This window comes from Parasedimentitalea psychrophila (genome assembly GCF_030285785.1).
Taxonomy (GTDB): Bacteria; Pseudomonadota; Alphaproteobacteria; order Rhodobacterales; family Rhodobacteraceae; genus Parasedimentitalea; species Parasedimentitalea psychrophila.
In genome coordinates, this window is record NZ_CP127247.1 from 4,041,031 (window position 1) to 4,059,096 (window position 18,066).

The following is an 18,066-nucleotide window of genomic DNA, read 5'->3' on the forward strand; positions in this document are numbered from 1 at the left end:
CAAGGAAAGCATGTCATGACAGATCGGCGCGGCCTATTGATCATCCTGTCGTCACCCTCGGGTGCGGGAAAATCCACTCTGGCCAAACGCTTGATGGCCTGGGATCCCAGCCTGGAATTTTCGGTGTCTGCCACCACCCGCGAACCTCGGCCGGGCGAAGAGCACGGGCGGGATTATTTCTTTCTCAACGAGAAGGAATTCAAACAGCAGGCCATTGACGGCGAAATGCTGGAACATGCGCATGTTTTTGGCAATTTTTATGGCTCTCCGGCGGGCCCGGTGAAACGGACGATAGATTCAGGCCAGGATGTGTTGTTTGACGTGGATTGGCAGGGCGAAATCCAGATCCGAAATTCAGACTTGGGCAAGCACGCCCTGTCGATATTTATTCTGCCACCCTCAATCCGCGAGCTGCGCCGACGCTTGGAAACCCGCGCCCAGGACAGCGAAGATGTGATCGGCAAGCGCATGTTGAAAAGCTGGGACGAGATCAGCCACTGGGGCTATTACGATTATGTGCTGATCAATGACGATCTGGATGAAACCGAAGAGCGCCTGAAAACCATTGTCAAAGCTGAGCGTATGCGCCGCATTCAACAACCCAGCCTGACCCAACACGTGCGCACCCTGCAGACCGAATTTGAGGAACAGTCATGACGATCTATGCGCTGGGTGAGCACAAACCGCAAATTCACGACGATTCCTGGGTGGCGCCAGATGCCAACCTGATTGGCAAGGTTGTCATCGAGCAGGGCGCCTCGGTCTGGTTTGGCTGCACCCTGCGCGCCGACCATGAAGAAATACGGGTTGGTGAGGGGTCGAATGTGCAAGAAAACTGCGTCATGCATATTGATGCCGGTTATCCGCTGAGCATTGGTCAGAACTGCACCATTGGCCACAAGGTGATGCTGCATGGATGCACGATTGGCGACAATACTCTGGTTGGCATGGGGGCCATTGTGCTGAACGGCGCCAAGATCGGCAAGAACTGCCTGATCGGTGCGGGCGCCCTGATTACCGAGAATAAGGAGATTCCGGATAACTCACTGGTGATGGGATCGCCGGGCAAAGTGGTGCGTACAGTGGATGCGGCGCTGCAGCAAAGCCTGACGGCCAGTGCGTTGCACTATCAGGACAACATGCGGCGGTTTCGCTCCGAACTGAAAGAGGTCTAAGGCATGCGTAATTCCAGAGGCTCGATCATGCGGCCCGACCCGCTGCCCCTCAGTGCCAGCCATCCGGTGGTGACGCCGCTCAGCCCGTCGGTGGTCTATGCCAGTGAAACGCCTGATGCGCTGGACGACCAGTACGAGGGCAGGGTGCAGGGCTACACCTATTCGCGGGAAGGTCATCCCAACGCCGATGTGGTGGCCAAACGTCTCGACGCAATGGAGGGCATGCCGGGCGGGGTTGTCACCAGTTCCGGCATGGCAGCGGTCTCAGCTGTGGTTCTGGGCCTGCTCAGCGCGGGCGATCACATCATCGGGGCAAATCAACTTTATGGTCGCTCTCTGCGGTTGATGAAGGATGATCTGCCACGGCTGGGCATCACCACCACTCTGGCTGATCCCGGAGACGTGCAGGCAGTCAAACGTGACATCCGGCCTGAAACCAAAATGATACTTGTCGAAGTTGTTTCAAATCCAACCCTTTGCCTGGCCGATATCAAGGGGCTTTCCCTGCTGTGTCGGGAAAAGGGCATTCTGTTGGTGGTGGACAATACCTTCACCACGCCGCGGGGCTTCAAACCGTTCGATCACGGCGCAGATATTGTGATCCACTCCATCACCAAGCTTCTGGCTGGCCACTCGGATGTGATGCTGGGATATGCGGTGGCGCGTGATCCGGCGATCAACGACCAGATGCGGGTGTTTGCGATCACCACCGGCATGACACCCAGCCCGTTTGATTGCTGGCTGGCAGAGCGCGGCATGTTGTCGTTTGAACTGCGGTTTGACCGGGCACAAGAAACAGCCGCCCTGCTGGCGGATCATCTGGCCGGTTTGCCGGGGATCAAGCGGGTGCTTTATCCGTTGCGTGATGATCATCCCGACCATGCTCTGGCGGCGGACCTTCTGGGCGTAAGCGGTTGTAATATGGTCAGTTTTGAGCTGGAAGGCGGGCGCGCCGCCGCCAATATTTTCACCCGCGAGGCCGAGGGTCTGAATTTCGCCCCGACTTTGGGCGATGTCGGCACCACATTGTCCCACCCTGCGTCATCCTCCCACCGCGCGCTGACCACAGCTGAGCGTGCAGCGCTGGGGTTGGGCGAGGGATTCTTTAGGGTGTCGGTTGGCCTGGAAGCGCCAGAGCTGTTGTTATCGGTGTTCACCAATGCTGTGGCGGCTGCCACGTCCTAGTTACATTAGGCCGTTAAGCAGGCCGCCAAAACACTTGAACGAGGCGCCCATGTCACAGCAACTGATTGATGGAATTTTGGCAGCTATTCCAATGCCTGCGGTGTTGGTGGATCACCGTGAGCGTATTGTCGGTGCAAATCGCGAGGGGGCGGACCTGCTGGGAATGGAGATCCAAGGCCGCCACTTTGCCACCGCCCTGCGTCAGCCTGCGGTCACCGATGCCGTCGAGGCCTGCCTGCGGAACCACAAACCGCGCTCCGCCCGGCATCTGTCCAGTGATGGCGCGCAGGACAGGGTTCATGAAGTAACGTTGCGCCATGTGCCTGCCTCTGGAGCATTGGAGGGCGGTGCGGTGCTGCTGACATTTCAGGATGTCAGCGAACGCGAGCAAGCCGGTCAGATGCGGCGCGATTTTGTAGCCAATGTCAGTCACGAGCTGCGGACCCCTTTGACCGCCCTGATGGGGTTCATTGAAACACTGCGGGGTGCGGCAAAGGAGGATCCTATCGCGCGGGAGAGGTTTTTGTCGATCATGGAAGGTGAGGCTGGCCGGATGAACCGCCTGGTCGGGGATTTGCTGTCCTTGAACCGGGTCGAAAGCCAGGAGCGCATACGGCCCAAAACCCAAGTAGACTTGTCGGAGCTATTGGCTCTAACGCTGCAATCTCTGGAACCCTTGGCCAAATCCGGCGGGGTAGACATGATACTGGACCTCGGCGATGATCCGGTAAAGCTGACAGGCGATCGCGATCAGCTAAAGCAGGTTTTCACCAATCTGCTTGAAAACGCCATCAAATACGGGGGCGACCAGGTGCGGGTGGTGCTGACCACAGAGCAGCGCGACCCCGTCCTGCGCAGTGCCGTTGCCAAGGTACAGGTGATCGACAATGGCGAGGGAATTGACCCCATTCATCTGCCCCGGCTTACCGAACGGTTCTATCGCGCAGACAGCCACCGGTCACAGGCGCTGGGCGGCACCGGCCTGGGCCTTGCCATTGTAAAGCACATCACCAGCCGTCACCGTGGCCGGCTCCGGGTTGATAGCGAACTGGGGCAGGGATCTTGTTTTTCTGTGACCCTGCCGCTGCCGGCCTAACAACAGGTCAGCATTGATGCCTCATTGTTTCGCGCGCGAAACAAACGAACAGTTCCTTAATATGCCGCCGGTTGGTCGGGGCGGTTTTGACGCGCATGAATTGATGCGTTTTTTGCTTTCTCGGGGTTTGTCACACAGCTGTTACACTGGTGTCACAAAAGGCTCATGCAGCTCTCTTAACAGTGGCCGCAAGATCACCATGGAGTGATCGATCTGTCTACTATCCAAGGAAACTTGAGATGTCCTTTGTGAAATTGTCCGCCTCTGCCATCGCCATTGCCGCGGTATCTGCAACAACAGCCACCGCGCGTGACCAGGTTCAAGTCGCTGGTTCCTCGACGGTTCTGCCCTATGCGTCGATCGTCGCCGAGGCGTTTGGCGAGAATTTTGACTTTCCGACACCTGTAGTTGAATCCGGTGGCTCTTCGGCTGGGCTGAAACGGTTCTGCGAAGGTCTTGGTGAAAACACCATTGACGTGGCCAATGCGTCGCGCAGGATCAAAGACAAAGAAATCGCAAAATGCGCAGAAAATGGTGTGACCGGCATTATCGAAGTCCGCATCGGTTATGATGGCATTGTTTTTGCCAGCGACATTCAGGGCGCCGCGTTTGAGTTTACGCCGACGGACTGGTTCCTGGCGCTGTCCGGCGAGGTTCTGGTTAACGGGGTAATGGTCGCCAACACCGCCAAAAACTGGGCAGAGGTGAACGCCAGCTTCCCTGCACAGCCGATCCAGGCCTTCATTCCAGGCACCAAGCACGGCACCCGCGAAGTGTTCGAAGACCAGGTAATTCTGGCCGGCTGCGACGCCACTGGTGCCTTTGATGTCCTGCTGGAGGCGGCGGCAGGTGACACTGCCAAGGCCCGCAGAAAGGCGGCCGAAAAATCCTGTATCTCGTTGCGCACCGATGGTCGTTCGGTCGATATCGACGGGGATTACACCGAAACTCTGGCGCGTATCGAAAGCAATAAAAACGGCATCGGCATCTTTGGTCTGGCGTTTTATGAGAACAACACTGACAAGCTGCAGGTTGCAACCATGTCCGGTGTTGTGCCCTCGACCGAGAGCATCTCAACCGGGCAATACCCGGTGTCGCGCCCGCTGTTCTTTTACGTCAAGAAAGCCCATATCGGCGTCATTCCTGGCCTGAAAGAATACACTGAATTCTTCATCGCAGACGAAGTTGCCGGCCCTGATGGACCGCTGGCTGAATACGGTCTGGTCGCCGATCCCGAGCTGGAAAACACCCAAGGCGCGGTGTCAGACGAGATCACCATCGGTGGCAACTCCTAACTGACATTGCAAAAGGCAATTCTGATCGGGGCAGGTCTTTTGCCCCGATCATCTGCTGGATATCTCCCCTAACCCAACACCCCGATGGAGCTGTTGATGGCTACTTTTTGGATAATCACCTGTCTATTCCTTTTATCCACGGCGGGTTTCTTTTTAGGCCGCCGCCGCGCCCTCACTTCGGCAAAGGGGCAGGTGCCGCTGCTTCATTCATTGCCTGCATATTACGGTTTTTACGTCGCTCTTTCGACCTTGGTGCCATCGCTTGCTGTCCTGGCCATTTGGCTGCTGGCACAACCCATGTTCATTGAAACACGCATAACTGCGATGATCCTCGCAGATTTAGCGCCGCAAAACACAAGTGTCGGGCTTGTCATGTCCGACGTTCGCCGCATCGCCGAGGGGATTGATATCGCAGTAACTCAAGGGCTTATGACCGATAGTGAAATCCAGCGCCTGAGTGTCGAGACGATAGACTTGCGGGCGCGTCTTGGGGAGTTGGGCATTGCGCTTGGATCGGATGTGCTGCCGGAAATCCTGATGGCGGCGCGCGGATATCGTGAAATGTCAGATGACGGTCGATTGATGATGACCCTTGTGGTCGCCTTGATGGCCATGGTTGGATTTGCCAGATCTTATGGCCAGACCCACAAGGATTTTCGGGCCCGCAACGTGGTAGAGCGCGGCGTGATGGCTTTGCTGATCCTGGCCGCCTCGCTGGCGATCCTGTCGACCATAGGCATCGTGTTTTCCATGCTGTTCGAAACGGTGAATTTTTTCGGCCTGCACAATTGGCGCGATTTCTTTTTTGGCACCAGTTGGGCGCCCAATTTCCGGGGCGATAGCGCGCTTTCGATGCTGCCGCTGCTCTGGGGGACGATTTATATTTCATTGATCGCTCTGCTGGTGGCGGTTCCGGTGGGGCTGTTTGCTGCGATCTACCTGTCCGAATATGCAGGTGCAAAAACCCGGTCGGTTGCCAAACCTCTGCTCGAAATTCTGGCGGGCATCCCAACCATTGTCTATGGGCTGTTTGCCTTGCTGACCGTCGGCCCGATCCTAGTGCGGATTTTTGGACGTGGCGACGATGGCCTGTTGGGCGTTGAATGGATGAGCGGCGCCACCTCGGTGCTGACCGCAGGCCTAGTGATGGGTATCATGCTGATTCCGTTTGTCTCGTCGCTGTCCGACGACATCATCAACGCCGTTCCACAATCAATGCGGGACGGATCTCTGGGGCTGGGCGCAACCAAATCCGAGACCATACGTCAGGTGGTCATTCCGGCCGCCTTACCGGGCATTGTCGGGGCGATTTTGCTCGCTGCATCGCGGGCGATTGGCGAAACCATGATTGTGGTGATGGGCGCCGGGGCGATCGCCAAATTTTCTGCCAACCCATTGGACTCGATGACAACAATTACCACCCGTATTGTCAGCCAGTTGACTGGTGATACCGATTTTGCCAGCCCTGAAACGCTGGTGGCTTTTGCTCTTGGGTTGTCGCTGTTTGCGCTGACACTGGGGTTGAACATTCTGGCGCTGTATATCGTGCGCACCTATCGAGAGCAGTACGACTGATGAGCAATAGATCTCCAAGCAAACACCGCGGATCCTTGCTAACGCAAAGTCCACGCACCAAGACGCGAAACGCCGCCGAGACCCGGTTCAAGGCCTATGGAATGGCGGCAATTGCCTTCAGCTTCCTTATGTTGGCCGTGTTGGTCACAACTATTTTCAGCAAGGGAATGGGGGCCTTTCAGCAAACATTCATCACCCTTGAGGTTGAGCTGTTGGAAACGAAACTCGACAAAAAGGGCAATCGCACCCTCTCGGATCTGAAAAAAATCTCCACTTTTGGCTATGCGCCGCTGATCAAATCGGCGGTCCGCTCCAAGGTTGAAGAGCTGAGTATTGAGACTAGCCTGAAGTCGAAGCATTTGTTGGGGATATTGTCCAAAGGCGCAGCGGCGCAGCTGCGGGGGTTTGTCATCGCCAACCCAGATCGCATCGGCGAAACGGTCCAGTTTCGATTTTTGACATCGAGCCGGGTAGATGGTTACCTGAAGGGGCGGGTGACCCGTGAGAGCATCAAGAACGACAAGAGTATCTCGCCGGAACAGCTGGATCTGGTTGATTTATTCATTGCAGCCGGAGTGATCGAAAAGACCTTCAATATTGACTTTGTCATCGGCGCGGATGCCTCGGATCAACGTCCCGAAGCGGCTGGCATGGGGGTCGCAATGCTGGGCTCTTTGTCGATGATGTTGGTGGTGCTGGCACTGGCGTTGCCGATTGGTGTCGGTGCCTCGATCTATCTGGAGGAATTTGCACCCAAAAACTGGATCAGCGATATCATCGAGGTGAATATCTCGAACCTGGCTGCGGTGCCTTCTATTGTTTTTGGTATCCTGGGCTTGGCAGTGTTTATCAACTATATGCACCTGCCGATGTCGGCGCCCTTGGTGGGTGGTTTGGTGCTGACACTGATGACCTTGCCCACCATTATTATTTCGACCCGCGCCGCCCTGAGTGCCGTCCCCCCGAGCATTCGCGATGCCGCCCTGGGTATTGGAGCGTCGCGCATGCAGGCGGTTTTCCACCATGTTTTACCACTGGCCGCGCCCGGAATTCTGACCGGAACAATCATCGGTTTGGCCCAAGCTCTGGGCGAAACCGCGCCGTTGCTGTTGATCGGCATGGTTGGGTTTATCGCCTCAAACGCGCCGGACAGTATTGCATCGGGGCTGATGTCCCCCAATTCGGCCATGCCGGCGCAGATCTACGAATGGGCCAAACGTGCTGACCCTGCATTTTACGAAAGAGCATGGGGTGGTATCATCCTGCTGTTGATTTTTCTCGTCACTATGAACGCGGTTGCAGTGATCCTGCGCCGTCGCTTTGAACGCCGCTGGTAAGAAGAGGCAAGGCTATGAATGATATGACATTACCGGAGCAAAACGTGGACTCGCAAGACATCAAGATTGAGGCCTGCAACGTGCAGGTCCATTATGGTGACACCCATGCGGTCAAAGATGTGAGCGTCCGGATCACCGATAAGACTGTAACCGCCTTTATCGGCCCGTCAGGCTGTGGAAAATCAACATTTCTACGCTGCTTGAACCGGATGAACGACACCATCCAAACCTGCAGGGTAAAGGGAGAAATCCTGTTGGATGGCGAGGATATATATGACAAACGGGTTGATCCGGTGCAATTGCGTGCCAAGGTGGGGATGGTGTTTCAAAAACCCAATCCCTTTCCAAAATCAATCTATGACAACGTCGCCTACGGGCCCAGAATCCACGGTATGTTCAACAGCAAAAGTGAGCTGGATGACATCGTGGAAAAGGCACTGCGCCGCGCTGCCATCTGGGCAGAGGTCAAAGACCGGCTGGCGGCCCCGGGCACCAGCCTGTCCGGGGGACAGCAGCAACGTCTTTGCATTGCACGCGCCGTGGCGACCGAGCCCGAAGTGTTGCTGATGGATGAACCATGCTCGGCATTGGATCCAATTGCCACCGCCCAGGTCGAAGAACTGATAGACGAGTTGCGCCAGAGATTTTCGGTGGTGATTGTTACCCACTCGATGCAACAGGCGGCGCGGGTCAGTCAGAAAACGGCATTCTTCCATCTGGGACAACTGGTAGAGTTTGGCGAGACAGGTCAGATTTTTACCAACCCCGAAGATCCGCGCACCGAAAGTTATATCACCGGCCGCATCGGCTGACGGAAAGGGACGACACATGGAAGAGCAACATATTGCATCCGCCTTTGACCGCGACCTCGAGGCCATTCAGGCACGGATCATGAAAATGGGCGGCCTGGTCGAGGCGGCAATTGTCGACGCCGCGCGGGCGCTGGAGACCAGCGATGAAGAGCTGGCACTGGAAGTCCGCGCCCGTGACAAGGTTATCGACGATATGGAAGAGCAGATAAACGTGGAGGCGGCACGCCTTATCGCAATTCGTTCACCTGCGGCCAGTGACCTGCGTCTGGTGTTGTCAGTGATGAAAATCGCTGCCAATCTGGAGCGGATTGGCGACTATGCCAAGAATATGGCCAAGCGAACTGTGGTTTTGGCGCAGGGTCCTTCGGTGCAGGACTGCACATCGGCGTTGCGGCGGATGGCGCGCGAGGTGGAACGGATGTTGAAGGACGCACTTGACGCCTATATTCAGCGCGACGTTGCACTGGCGGCAGATATTATCGTCCGTGACCGGGACGTGGACCAGATGTATAACGCGCTGTTTCGGCAGCTCCTGACCTTTATGATGGAAGATCCACGCAACATAACACCTTGTATGCACTTGCATTTTATAGCCAAGAATACTGAGAGGATGGGCGATCACGTGACCTCGATTGCAGAGCAGGTGATTTATTTGGTAACCGGGGAAAAGCCGGACGAGGCGCGCGTCAAGGGTGATGTCACCTCAACGACGATCCAGGAGATATGACCGATGTCTGTTGATCAGCCGACCGTCTTGATCGTCGAAGATGAAATGGCTCAGCGCGAGGTGCTGACCTATAATCTGGAGGCCGATGGGTTTCGTGTGATAAAGGCAGGGGATGGCGAGGAGGCCCTGCTGTTGGTCGCCGAGCAAATGCCGGATATTATCGTGCTGGACTGGATGATGCCCAACCTCAGCGGTATCGAGGTCTGCCGACAACTGAAATCACGGCCCAAGACATCGGCCATTCCGATCATAATGCTATCCGCCCGATCTGAAGAGGTCGACAAGGTGCGGGGTTTGGAAACCGGCGCCGATGACTTTGTTGTCAAACCCTATTCGGTGATTGAACTGATGGCCCGGGTGCGCACGCAACTGCGCCGGGTGCGGCCTTCGTCTGTTGGTGTTCGGCTGGAATATGGTGACATCATCCTGGACTCTGAAACCCATCGGGTGAGCCGGGCAAATCAACCTCTGAAACTGGGGCCGACCGAATTTAGGCTGCTGTCCACATTTATGGAGAAACCAGGGCGGGTCTGGAGCCGCGAGCAACTGCTGGATCGGGTATGGGGACGGGAAATTTACGTCGACACAAGAACCGTTGACGTACATATCGGCCGGTTGCGCAAGGCCCTGGGCCAATTCGGCGGCGAAGATCCTGTGCGTACTGTGCGCGGCGCCGGTTATGCGCTTGGCTGAGATCGGCAGCGCTGCGGTTGTCGATTCATGTGGCCAATCAACGCGGTAGCGGATCCTCGGGTTGTGATTGTGTGGCCAACCATTGTCTGAATTTTGTCAAGGCCGCATGGCGGGATTTGGTCTCGGGCCAGACCAGATAATAGGCGCCGCTGGTTTCGACCGGGGCAGGGTGCAATGCAACCAAACGCCCCGCAGCCAAATCCTGCTCGATCAGATAGTCAGGCATCAAAGCCACCCCAAGCCCATGCAAGGCGGCCTGACTAATGGTTGCGAATTGATCATACATCGTCCCGGACAGCGACCGGGACGAGACATCCCCCTGACCTGAAAACCAGAGCTTCCAGGCCAGCGGACGGGTTTGAATATGAAGCAACGGCAGATTCAATATGTCAGTCGGAGACGTTATGTTCAGATCTCCCAGCAAAGACGGCGCGCAAACCGGCAGCAATTGTTCGTGCTTCAACAGGATTGACTGAGTTCCGGGCCAATCAGCATGACCAAAATGTATTGCAGCATCAAACGGTTCACCAGCAAAGTTAAATGCCTCAAGCCGCGTTGCCATGTTGATCGTTACCTCTGGGTGCAGCCGCGAGAAATCGGGCAGTCGCGGCATCAGCCAGCGCATACCAAAGGCAGGAAGGATGGCCAGACTCAGCGTTCCAGCCAGTGGAGCCGTTTGCAGTCTCAAGGTGGATTGGGCGATTTGGGTCAGTGCCTGCCGCACTTCGGCGGCGTAATCCTGCGCTTCCGCGGTCAATGACAGTCGCTTATTATCACGGTTTATCAAATCCGTACCCAATTGTCGTTCAAGGGCCTGTAACTGACGGCTAACGGCGCTCTGGGTCAAAGACAGCTCTTCTGCCACGGCGGAGGCCGACTGCAAGCGATCAAGCGCCTCAAGCGCGCGCAGGGAGGATATCGACGGGAGTAAACGACGCGGTGTCTGCATGTATGACTAATACTCATGCTTTTGGGTGAAAGTCTCGCTGTTTTTGTGACCTTCCCAGCGTTAAAGTCACATTGAAGCCGAATTTCAGCAAGGACAACGATAGATGGCCAATGGCAAACCGGCGCTTCGCGCCAAGGACGCACCGGATCTGAGCAGTTTTGACTGGACTGATCCGTTGCGTTTGACGGATCAATTGAGTGAAGAGGAGCGGATGATTGCGGAGTCGGCAAGGGCTTATGCGCAAGAAAAATTGCAGCCTCGCGTTACCAGCGCCTATGCCAACGAGGAATGCGATCCGGCTATTTTCCGCGAGATGGGAGAGATGGGCCTGCTCGGCACCACGATTCCCGAGGAGTACGGCGGATTGGGCGGCAGCTACGTCGCTTACGGTCTGGTTGCGCGTGAAGTTGAACGGGTGGATTCCGGCTATCGATCGATGATGTCTGTGCAAAGCTCATTGGTGATGTACCCGATCTATGCCTACGGCAGTGAGGAACAGCGGCAGAAGTATTTGCCCAAACTGGCCAGCGGCGAATTCATCGGCTGCTTTGGTCTGACAGAACCTGATGCGGGCTCAGATCCGTCCGGCATGAAAACACGGGCTGTAAAAACCAAGCATGGCTACAAGTTAACCGGGTCAAAAATGTGGATTTCAAATGCGCCGATTGCGGATGTGTTTGTCGTTTGGGCCAAGTCAGAAGAGCACGGAAATAAAATCCGCGGCTTTATCCTGGATAAGGGAATGAAGGGCCTGACCGCACCGAAGATTGAAAACAAGATGTCGTTGCGGGCGTCGATTACCGGCGAGATCGTGATGGATGGCGTTGAGGTCGGCGACGATGCATTGCTGCCGCATGTGCAGGGGCTAAAGGGGCCATTCGGCTGCCTTAACCGCGCCCGCTATGGCATCAGCTGGGGCGCGATGGGCGCCGCCGAAGCCTGCTGGCATGCAGCGCGTCAATACGGATTGGACCGGCATCAGTTCAACCGGCCGTTGGCACAGACACAGCTATTCCAAGTAAAGCTGGCCAACATGCAAACCGAGATTTCGCTTGGACTGCAGGCCTCATTACAGGTTGGCCGCTTGATGGATCAGGCCAAGGCGGCGCCTGAGATGATCTCGATTGTGAAGCGCAACAACTGTGGAAAAGCCCTTGAAATCGCACGTCACGCTCGTGATATGCACGGTGGAAATGGGATTTCTCTGGAGTATCAGGTCATTCGTCACATGATGAACCTTGAGACGGTCAACACCTATGAAGGCACTCATGATGTGCATGCCTTGATCCTGGGGCGTGCTCAAACCGGTCTACAGGCCTTTTTCTGACCCGCGTGACGATCGTGACGGTTCCCTGTCCATAAGGCAGGGAACTCAAATGTCATAGCGATCAGAACTGGATCAAGAACTGGGCATGTCAAGAATATGGGGAAAAATGTGTCCCATTAGGGAATTAGAAGACAAGATGCTCTGTGAGCGATATGTGAAGTGCGACTCTTGTTGAGCTCAGGGTAGGGGGCTCATCGCATTTCCTCCAATATCTTTTCGCGGAAGACTTCGGCCGGCGTTTTCCATCCAAGGCATTTGCGGGGTGTGTTGTTGAGGCGGTCACTAATTTCCTTGATGTCGTGGTCAGACATTGACCGGATGTCACGCTTCCGCGGCAACCAGCGCCTGGCTCGTCGATTGGTGTTCTCGACTGTGCCTTTCTGCCAGGGTGAAGATGGATCACAAAACCACGTCAGGGTCCCGATCTCGGCTTGCAGATGCGGCCAGGAAACAAACTCGGTTCCGCGATCAAAGGTGATGGATTTACGGGCCATGAAGGGCAGATCTCTGATCGCCTTGATGATCTTGCCCATGACCGGTTTTGTGCGCTTGCTTGGATTCTTCAGCAGCACCGTGAAACGGCTCACGCGTTCAACCAGAGTAGTAACGTTCGTCTGCCCAAGCTTCTGTTTGAACAGGATCAAGTCTGCTTCCCAGTGGCCAAATTGACGCCGGTGGGCCACATCATCCGGGCGAAACAAGATGCTGACATCGCGGTTAAATTTCGGGAGTAGGTGCTTTCTGGCGCGCCGCGGTGTACGTGATTTGCGGTGTGTTGGAAGATACCACCACAGCTCTTTGTTCAGGCCTTCCTTTGAGTAGATGTAGCGATAGATTGTCTCTTGGCAGACCCGCAGTGCTGCGTTGTCGTAAATCATGCGGTTGCCGATCTGCTCAGGTGTCCAACCGTTTTTGAGACGTTCGACCACGTACTTACGTAATGCCCGATGCTTGATCAGTTTACGTTCTCGCGCACGCCGCCCGGACGCCACCAACTGGGCAGCAGCACCGTAGTACCCATCACACTTCGGCATACACGGGTCAGAGAAATGGTTGCGCTTCAGCTCTCGAAATATCGTAGATCGACAACGCTTCAAAACACGTGCCATCTCGTCAACAGGGACCTTTGCGTGTCTCCAGCGTTCTATTCTGCGTCGTTCTGTGATACTAAGTTGGCTATAAACGGTTCCCATGCCGATTCCTCTTGTTAGATAAACTACTGTTTTCTAACAAGAGTCGCAGTTGGGGGTAGCGCGCACCCTACCTCTAAATGAATGACCCATAATAAGTATTATGTTATATTTTGCCATGGTGATTTTGGATTGTCAAGATGTGCATATCCAGCGTAGCTTGCCCCCACACAACCGAAAGACACGAATGTTCATAGAAAAAACTTGCGTTGTGGTCACCGGCGCTGCGAGCGGAATTGGTCGCGCGCTGTGCCGCGCGCTGGCTCAGCGAGGCGCAGCTCATGTCATTTGTACAGATATTGACTTGGCTGGAGCACAGGCTGTCGCAAGTGAAATCAACGGCATGGCATTCGAGCTTGATGTCAGCAGCGAAGACCAGATTTCTCACCTGATTTCCTGTGTTGAAGAGACCATCGCGCCGATAGATCTGTTCTGTTCAAATGCTGGAATTCTGACACTTGGTGGTGTCGATGTCGACAATGATAGCTGGCAGCGAACATGGGACATCAACGTGATGTCTCATGTCTGGGCCGCCCGGCACATGGTACCCAGAATGGTTGAGCGCGGTGGCGGATACCTTTTGAACACAGCCTCGGCAGCCGGCCTCCTAAATCAAATTGGCGCCGCACCCTATGGCGTTACCAAGCATGCCGCTGTTGGTCTGGCGGAATGGCTGGCGATAACTTATGGCGATTTGGGCATTGGTGTCTCAGTGCTTTGCCCACAAGCTGTGCGGTCGAAAATGATACGTGGTCTGGAAGATGACGTGGCCAGCATCGATGGCATATTGGAGCCAGAGGTGGTGGCATCGGCTTGCATCGAAGCCATTGAAAACGAGACGTTTCTTATCTTACCTCATGGGAAGGTTCTGGACTATATGCGGGCGAAAACCACAGACTATGATCGTTGGCTAAGCGGCATGCGTAAACTTAAGAGTATTTATGTAAAGCATTAAATAACAGTTACTTGCAGGAGGTATTTAATGTCTCAATTACCCATGGGGATCTGCGGTAACAGCCGCCCTGCCCTTGTGGCGGCCTTTTAGTCGGACCCATTTTGGGTTGTTTTCACTTGAGAAGTCGGGACTTAGAGGGCCATGTGGACCAAAACGCCCCTAGCATTGGCTGTCTACTTGCAAAGCGCCTCCAATCCGTGTCGGGCAAAAAGTGGGACATAACGTCCAAGTTTTATGGCTCGCTCCGGGTTAGAGGCATTGCCGTCCAGGGCCCGTTTTAGCACACCTTGAAGAATTGCCGCCATGCGGAAAAAACTGAAGCTCAGGTAAAATCCAAAATCTTCGATTTCCGGGAGCCCCCGATCGGCACAGTACATGTGGATAAACTCTTGATCTGAGGGCAAACCTTGTGCTTCTCGATCGACCCCTGCAAGACCGCGGCCCTCGGAGCCCTGGGGCATCTGCCATTGCATGATCACCGCTGCCAGGTCGGCATAGGGGTGGCCAATGGTCGATAATTCCCAATCCAGAACCGCAAGACAGCGGGTGCCATCGGTTTGGAAAATCATATTGTCGATGCGGTAATCGCCGTGAACCAAAGTCCGCTGGCCGTCATCTTTTGGCATTGTCGACTGCAATTCCCGGATCAACCTGTCCATATCCGGGATAGGATCGGTCTCCGCAGCGCGGTACTGTTTTGTCCAGCGGGCCAGTTGCCGTTCAAAGTAATTCCCTGGCGGGCCGTAGTCCGCCAAACCAACGGCATCGACATCCACCATATGAAGATCCGCCAGTACTTTGCCCATGCCTTCAATCACTTGTCTTCGATGCGACCGGTCCAAACCATGCAATGTTGGTTCGACAAAATTGCGCCCAACGACATGTTCCATGACATAAAAGGATGATCCGATGACATCTTCATCTTCACACAGTAAATGCATGGCCGCGACCGGCACATTTGAATCGAACAGCGCTTTTTGGACCCGGAATTCCCGGTCCACCGCATGGGCCGATTTCAACAAAACACCGGCGGGTTTGCGGCGCAATACATAGTTGCACGCGGGGGTTTTCAACAGGAAAGTCGGATTTGACTGCCCGGTTTCAAATTTAGAAGCCGTCACAGGCCCCTCAAAGCCTGGCAGGTGCGGTCGCAAATATGCCGCGACGGCGACAAGATCCAGGGCGGCTTTGTCTGCAAACATATTTGTCTCCCAAGTGAGAAGGTAACCCTATGGATCCTGTACAGAATTGCATTTTCGAAATTCATTGACAACGCCATCGGGGAGCAGAAGACTTGACGTAACTTTGGCTATGTCCGGCCAAATTATGGAGAAAACAAAATGAAGGCAATGCTCAGCACCGCTCCGGGCGGGCCAGAAACGTTGCAATGGAGCGCCCTGCCAACGCCGGTTCCCGCATCCGGGCAACTGCTCGTACGGATCCATGCGGCCGGAGTGAATTTCCCCGACACATTGGTCATTCAAGACCTGTATCAGATGAAGCCCAGCCGCCCTTTTGCACCCGGTGGTGAGGTTTCTGGCGAGGTGATTGCCATTGGCGATGACGTTGATGGGTTTTCACTGGGGGACCGTGTTTTGGCGCTGACTGGCCATGGCGGCTTTGCCACCCATATCTGTGTCGCGGCTGATCGCGCCGTCAAATTCCCGTCGCAGATGTCCTTTGAAGACGCCGCCTGTTTTATCTTTACCTACGGGACCTCATACCACGCGTTGAAAGACCGGGCCCGGATCCGGGCCGGAGAAACCTTGCTGATTTTAGGTGCCGCCGGAGGGGTGGGAAGCGCCGCGATCGAACTGGCAAAAGCAGCTGGCGCACAGGTGATTGCGGCGGTCTCGAGTGAGGAAAAAGCAGTCTTTTGCCGCACTATTGGTGCCGATGAAACCCTCGTCTATGGCCGCGATCTTGATCGCAGCGGTCAGAAGGCGTTTTCGAATGAGATCAAGCGTCTTGCGGGCAATGATGGTGTGGATGTTATCTATGATGCGGTGGGTGGAAACTATGCTGAGGCGGCGCTCAGAACTCTGGCCTGGGAGGGGCGCTATCTGGTCGTCGGGTTTCCTGCGGGCATTCCAAAAATTCCCCTGAACCTGACACTGTTGAAAGGCTGTCAAATCCTGGGCGTGTTTTGGGGCGCCTCGGTGCTTCGCGATCCCAATGCCCATTCAGAAAACATGTCTGACTTGTTTGATCTCTACGCGGCTGGTAAAATAAAGCCGCGCATCAGCGCCCGTTTTGACATGCAACAAGCCGGCAAAGCCCTGCAGATGATCCAAGATCGAAAAGTAGTAGGGAAAATTGTTCTGACCAACGGTTGATAGACCTTTGCCACGCTGCTGCGCTTGCATTTTTGCCCCAATTGTCAATTTAATCTGATGGCAGGCGAGTATTCTGCAAGTTCTCTTCCGACTTCCCGGAATGGCTGTCATAATCCGCCCTAATAAGACGAATAAGGAACGAATTGAAATGCGCAGTATCTTGGTTTTGAACGGTCCAAACCTTAATTTGCTGGGGAGTAGACAACCTGAAGTCTACGGACGAGTCACATTGAAAATGATTGACACCAATTGTATCGCTCAGGGCAAATCTCTGGGCGCTCAGGTTGTTTGCCAGCAGTCCAATCACGAAGGTGTCCTGATTGATGCAATCCATGCGGCCAAGGGATGCCATCACGGCATTGTTGTGAATGCCGGAGCCTATACTCATACCTCAATTGCCCTGATGGATGCGCTCGCCTCGGTTGAGCTGCCCTGCATCGAAGTGCATCTCTCCAACATTCACGCGCGCGAAGATTTCCGGCAGGTTTCCCATATTTCCAAGGTGGCACTTGGACAAATCTGCGGCTTTGGATCTTTGGGTTATACGATGGCGATCAGCGCATTAATTGCCCATCTTGAAGAGACCGGTTGAATATGAAACTGACTGAGTATCTGCATTTCATTTCCAGTTGCCGAAGTCTGGAAGAGTTGTGGGTCGCCCATATAGACCAAATGGCACAATACGGATTTGATCGGCTGATCTACGGCTACACCCGTTATAAGACGGAGACCTCACTCGGGGATCCAGACGATTTTGTCATTCTTTCCAATCACTCCAATGAATACCTTAATGGTTTCATGCACACAGGGCTTTACTTTCACGCTCCGATGACACGCTGGGCGCTGGACAACGAGGGCGCATGTAGCTGGCGTCAAGTCTACGCCATGGAAGCCAACCGGGAGCTGAGCTCAAAAGGCCTAAAGGTCATTGAGTTCAACAAGCGTATGGAAATGACTGCTGGATATACAATCAGCTTCCATTCTATTTCCAAGCGGTTCAAAGGGGCCATTTCACTGGCTGGGAAACGCGGGAGGACACAGGATGATCTGGATGAGATGTGGCATGAGCACGGCACTGATATTATTCTAATAAACAATATTGCCCATTTGAAAATTCTATCCCTGCCCTATTCCCCTCCCAACCGTGGGTTGACGAAGCGGCAACGCGAAGCCTTACAATGGGTCGGGGATGGCAAGACCACACAGGATATCGCGATCTTGATGGGCTTAACTGCGGCGACGGTTGAAAAGCATTTGCGTTTGGCAAGAGATTCGTTGTGCGTAGAAACCACTGCCCAAGCGGTTTTGAAGGCTGCATTACAAAACCAGATGTTTGTAATGGAGGCTTAGGCGTGTTTGTCTTTCAAGCCGATTTAGTCGAGCTTAAAAAGTATGGTATTCAATACTTCCACCA

At 54.8% G+C, this 18,066-nt stretch carries 18 protein-coding genes; 15 read left to right on the forward strand and 3 right to left on the reverse strand.

The features are described 5' to 3' along the window. The first annotated feature begins 15 nt into the window (after window positions 1–15). The 10 genes from gmk (at window position 16) to phoB (ending at window position 9,895) form a co-directional block, all read left to right on the forward strand. A complete protein-coding gene (gene gmk / locus QPJ95_RS19555) occupies window positions 16–657 on the forward strand; it encodes a guanylate kinase (protein WP_270918908.1) in 642 nt (213 codons plus the stop codon). Continuing rightward, window positions 654–1,175 (forward strand): gamma carbonic anhydrase family protein, encoded by a 522-nt coding sequence (locus tag QPJ95_RS19560; RefSeq protein ID WP_270918907.1) that lies wholly within the window; start codon window positions 654–656, stop codon window positions 1,173–1,175. The genes gmk and QPJ95_RS19560 overlap by 4 nt, the downstream gene beginning before the upstream one ends. Before the next feature lie 3 nt (window positions 1,176–1,178). Beyond that, a complete protein-coding gene (locus tag QPJ95_RS19565) occupies window positions 1,179–2,360 on the forward strand; it encodes a trans-sulfuration enzyme family protein (protein ID WP_270918906.1) in 1,182 nt (393 codons plus the stop codon). Window positions 2,361–2,409: 49 nt separating this feature from the next. After that, window positions 2,410–3,456 carry an ATP-binding protein gene (locus QPJ95_RS19570; RefSeq protein WP_270918905.1) on the forward strand — a complete coding sequence of 349 codons (1,047 nt, stop codon included), beginning with the start codon at window positions 2,410–2,412 and terminating at the stop codon, window positions 3,454–3,456. A 239-nt stretch (window positions 3,457–3,695) separates the two neighbouring features. Further along, window positions 3,696–4,751: a substrate-binding domain-containing protein gene (locus QPJ95_RS19575; RefSeq protein WP_270918904.1), complete on the forward strand. Its 1,056-nt coding sequence runs from the start codon at window positions 3,696–3,698 to the stop codon at window positions 4,749–4,751. Window positions 4,752–4,847: 96 nt separating this feature from the next. Beyond that, the gene (gene pstC, locus QPJ95_RS19580) at window positions 4,848–6,326 is read left to right on the forward strand and encodes a phosphate ABC transporter permease subunit PstC (protein WP_270918903.1); all 1,479 of its coding nucleotides are present in this window, start codon (window positions 4,848–4,850) and stop codon (window positions 6,324–6,326) included. Next, on the forward strand, window positions 6,326–7,663 hold the full coding sequence (gene pstA, locus QPJ95_RS19585) for a phosphate ABC transporter permease PstA (protein ID WP_270918902.1): 1,338 nt from the start codon (window positions 6,326–6,328) through the stop codon (window positions 7,661–7,663). Before pstC ends, pstA begins: the two co-directional genes overlap by 1 nt. Before the next feature lie 14 nt (window positions 7,664–7,677). Beyond that, a complete protein-coding gene (gene pstB / locus QPJ95_RS19590; RefSeq protein WP_270918901.1) occupies window positions 7,678–8,475 on the forward strand; it encodes a phosphate ABC transporter ATP-binding protein PstB in 798 nt (265 codons plus the stop codon). Window positions 8,476–8,491: 16 nt separating this feature from the next. After that, the gene (phoU, locus tag QPJ95_RS19595) at window positions 8,492–9,202 is read left to right on the forward strand and encodes a phosphate signaling complex protein PhoU (protein ID WP_270918900.1); all 711 of its coding nucleotides are present in this window, start codon (window positions 8,492–8,494) and stop codon (window positions 9,200–9,202) included. 3 nt (window positions 9,203–9,205) lie between these two features. Then, window positions 9,206–9,895, forward strand: a complete 690-nt coding sequence (gene phoB, locus QPJ95_RS19600; protein WP_270918899.1) for a phosphate regulon transcriptional regulator PhoB — start codon at window positions 9,206–9,208, stop codon at window positions 9,893–9,895. A gap of 37 nt (window positions 9,896–9,932) precedes the next feature. Here the strand turns inward: phoB and QPJ95_RS19605 are convergent, their stop codons facing one another. Further along, window positions 9,933–10,844 (reverse strand): LysR family transcriptional regulator, encoded by a 912-nt coding sequence (locus tag QPJ95_RS19605; protein WP_270918898.1) that lies wholly within the window; start codon window positions 10,842–10,844, stop codon window positions 9,933–9,935. 103 nt (window positions 10,845–10,947) lie between these two features. Here QPJ95_RS19605 and QPJ95_RS19610 point away from each other — a divergent pair, with 103 nt between their 5' ends. Further along, a complete protein-coding gene (locus tag QPJ95_RS19610) occupies window positions 10,948–12,171 on the forward strand; it encodes an acyl-CoA dehydrogenase (RefSeq protein WP_270918897.1) in 1,224 nt (407 codons plus the stop codon). 191 nt (window positions 12,172–12,362) lie between these two features. Here QPJ95_RS19610 and QPJ95_RS19615 read toward each other — a convergent pair whose 3' ends face one another. Continuing rightward, a complete protein-coding gene (locus QPJ95_RS19615) occupies window positions 12,363–13,364 on the reverse strand; it encodes an IS30 family transposase (protein WP_286018192.1) in 1,002 nt (333 codons plus the stop codon). A 184-nt stretch (window positions 13,365–13,548) separates the two neighbouring features. On the opposite strand from QPJ95_RS19615, the gene QPJ95_RS19620 reads away from it, so the two are divergent. Next, window positions 13,549–14,316 carry an SDR family oxidoreductase gene (locus QPJ95_RS19620; protein WP_270920335.1) on the forward strand — a complete coding sequence of 256 codons (768 nt, stop codon included), beginning with the start codon at window positions 13,549–13,551 and terminating at the stop codon, window positions 14,314–14,316. Window positions 14,317–14,489: 173 nt separating this feature from the next. Here QPJ95_RS19620 and QPJ95_RS19625 read toward each other — a convergent pair whose 3' ends face one another. Further along, entirely contained in the window at window positions 14,490–15,518 is a 1,029-nt protein-coding gene (locus QPJ95_RS19625; protein WP_270920297.1) for a phosphotransferase family protein, read from the reverse strand. Between the two features lie 138 nt (window positions 15,519–15,656). Here QPJ95_RS19625 and QPJ95_RS19630 point away from each other — a divergent pair, with 138 nt between their 5' ends. The 3 genes from QPJ95_RS19630 to QPJ95_RS19640 all read left to right on the forward strand — a co-directional run bounded on the left by QPJ95_RS19630 (window position 15,657) and on the right by QPJ95_RS19640 (window position 18,002). Then, a complete protein-coding gene (locus QPJ95_RS19630) occupies window positions 15,657–16,652 on the forward strand; it encodes an NADPH:quinone oxidoreductase family protein (protein WP_270920298.1) in 996 nt (331 codons plus the stop codon). A gap of 148 nt (window positions 16,653–16,800) precedes the next feature. After that, window positions 16,801–17,244 carry a type II 3-dehydroquinate dehydratase gene (gene aroQ / locus QPJ95_RS19635; protein ID WP_270920336.1) on the forward strand — a complete coding sequence of 148 codons (444 nt, stop codon included), beginning with the start codon at window positions 16,801–16,803 and terminating at the stop codon, window positions 17,242–17,244. A gap of 2 nt (window positions 17,245–17,246) precedes the next feature. Continuing rightward, on the forward strand, window positions 17,247–18,002 hold the full coding sequence (locus QPJ95_RS19640) for an autoinducer binding domain-containing protein (RefSeq protein WP_270920299.1): 756 nt from the start codon (window positions 17,247–17,249) through the stop codon (window positions 18,000–18,002). Window positions 18,003–18,066: the final 64 nt, after the last annotated feature.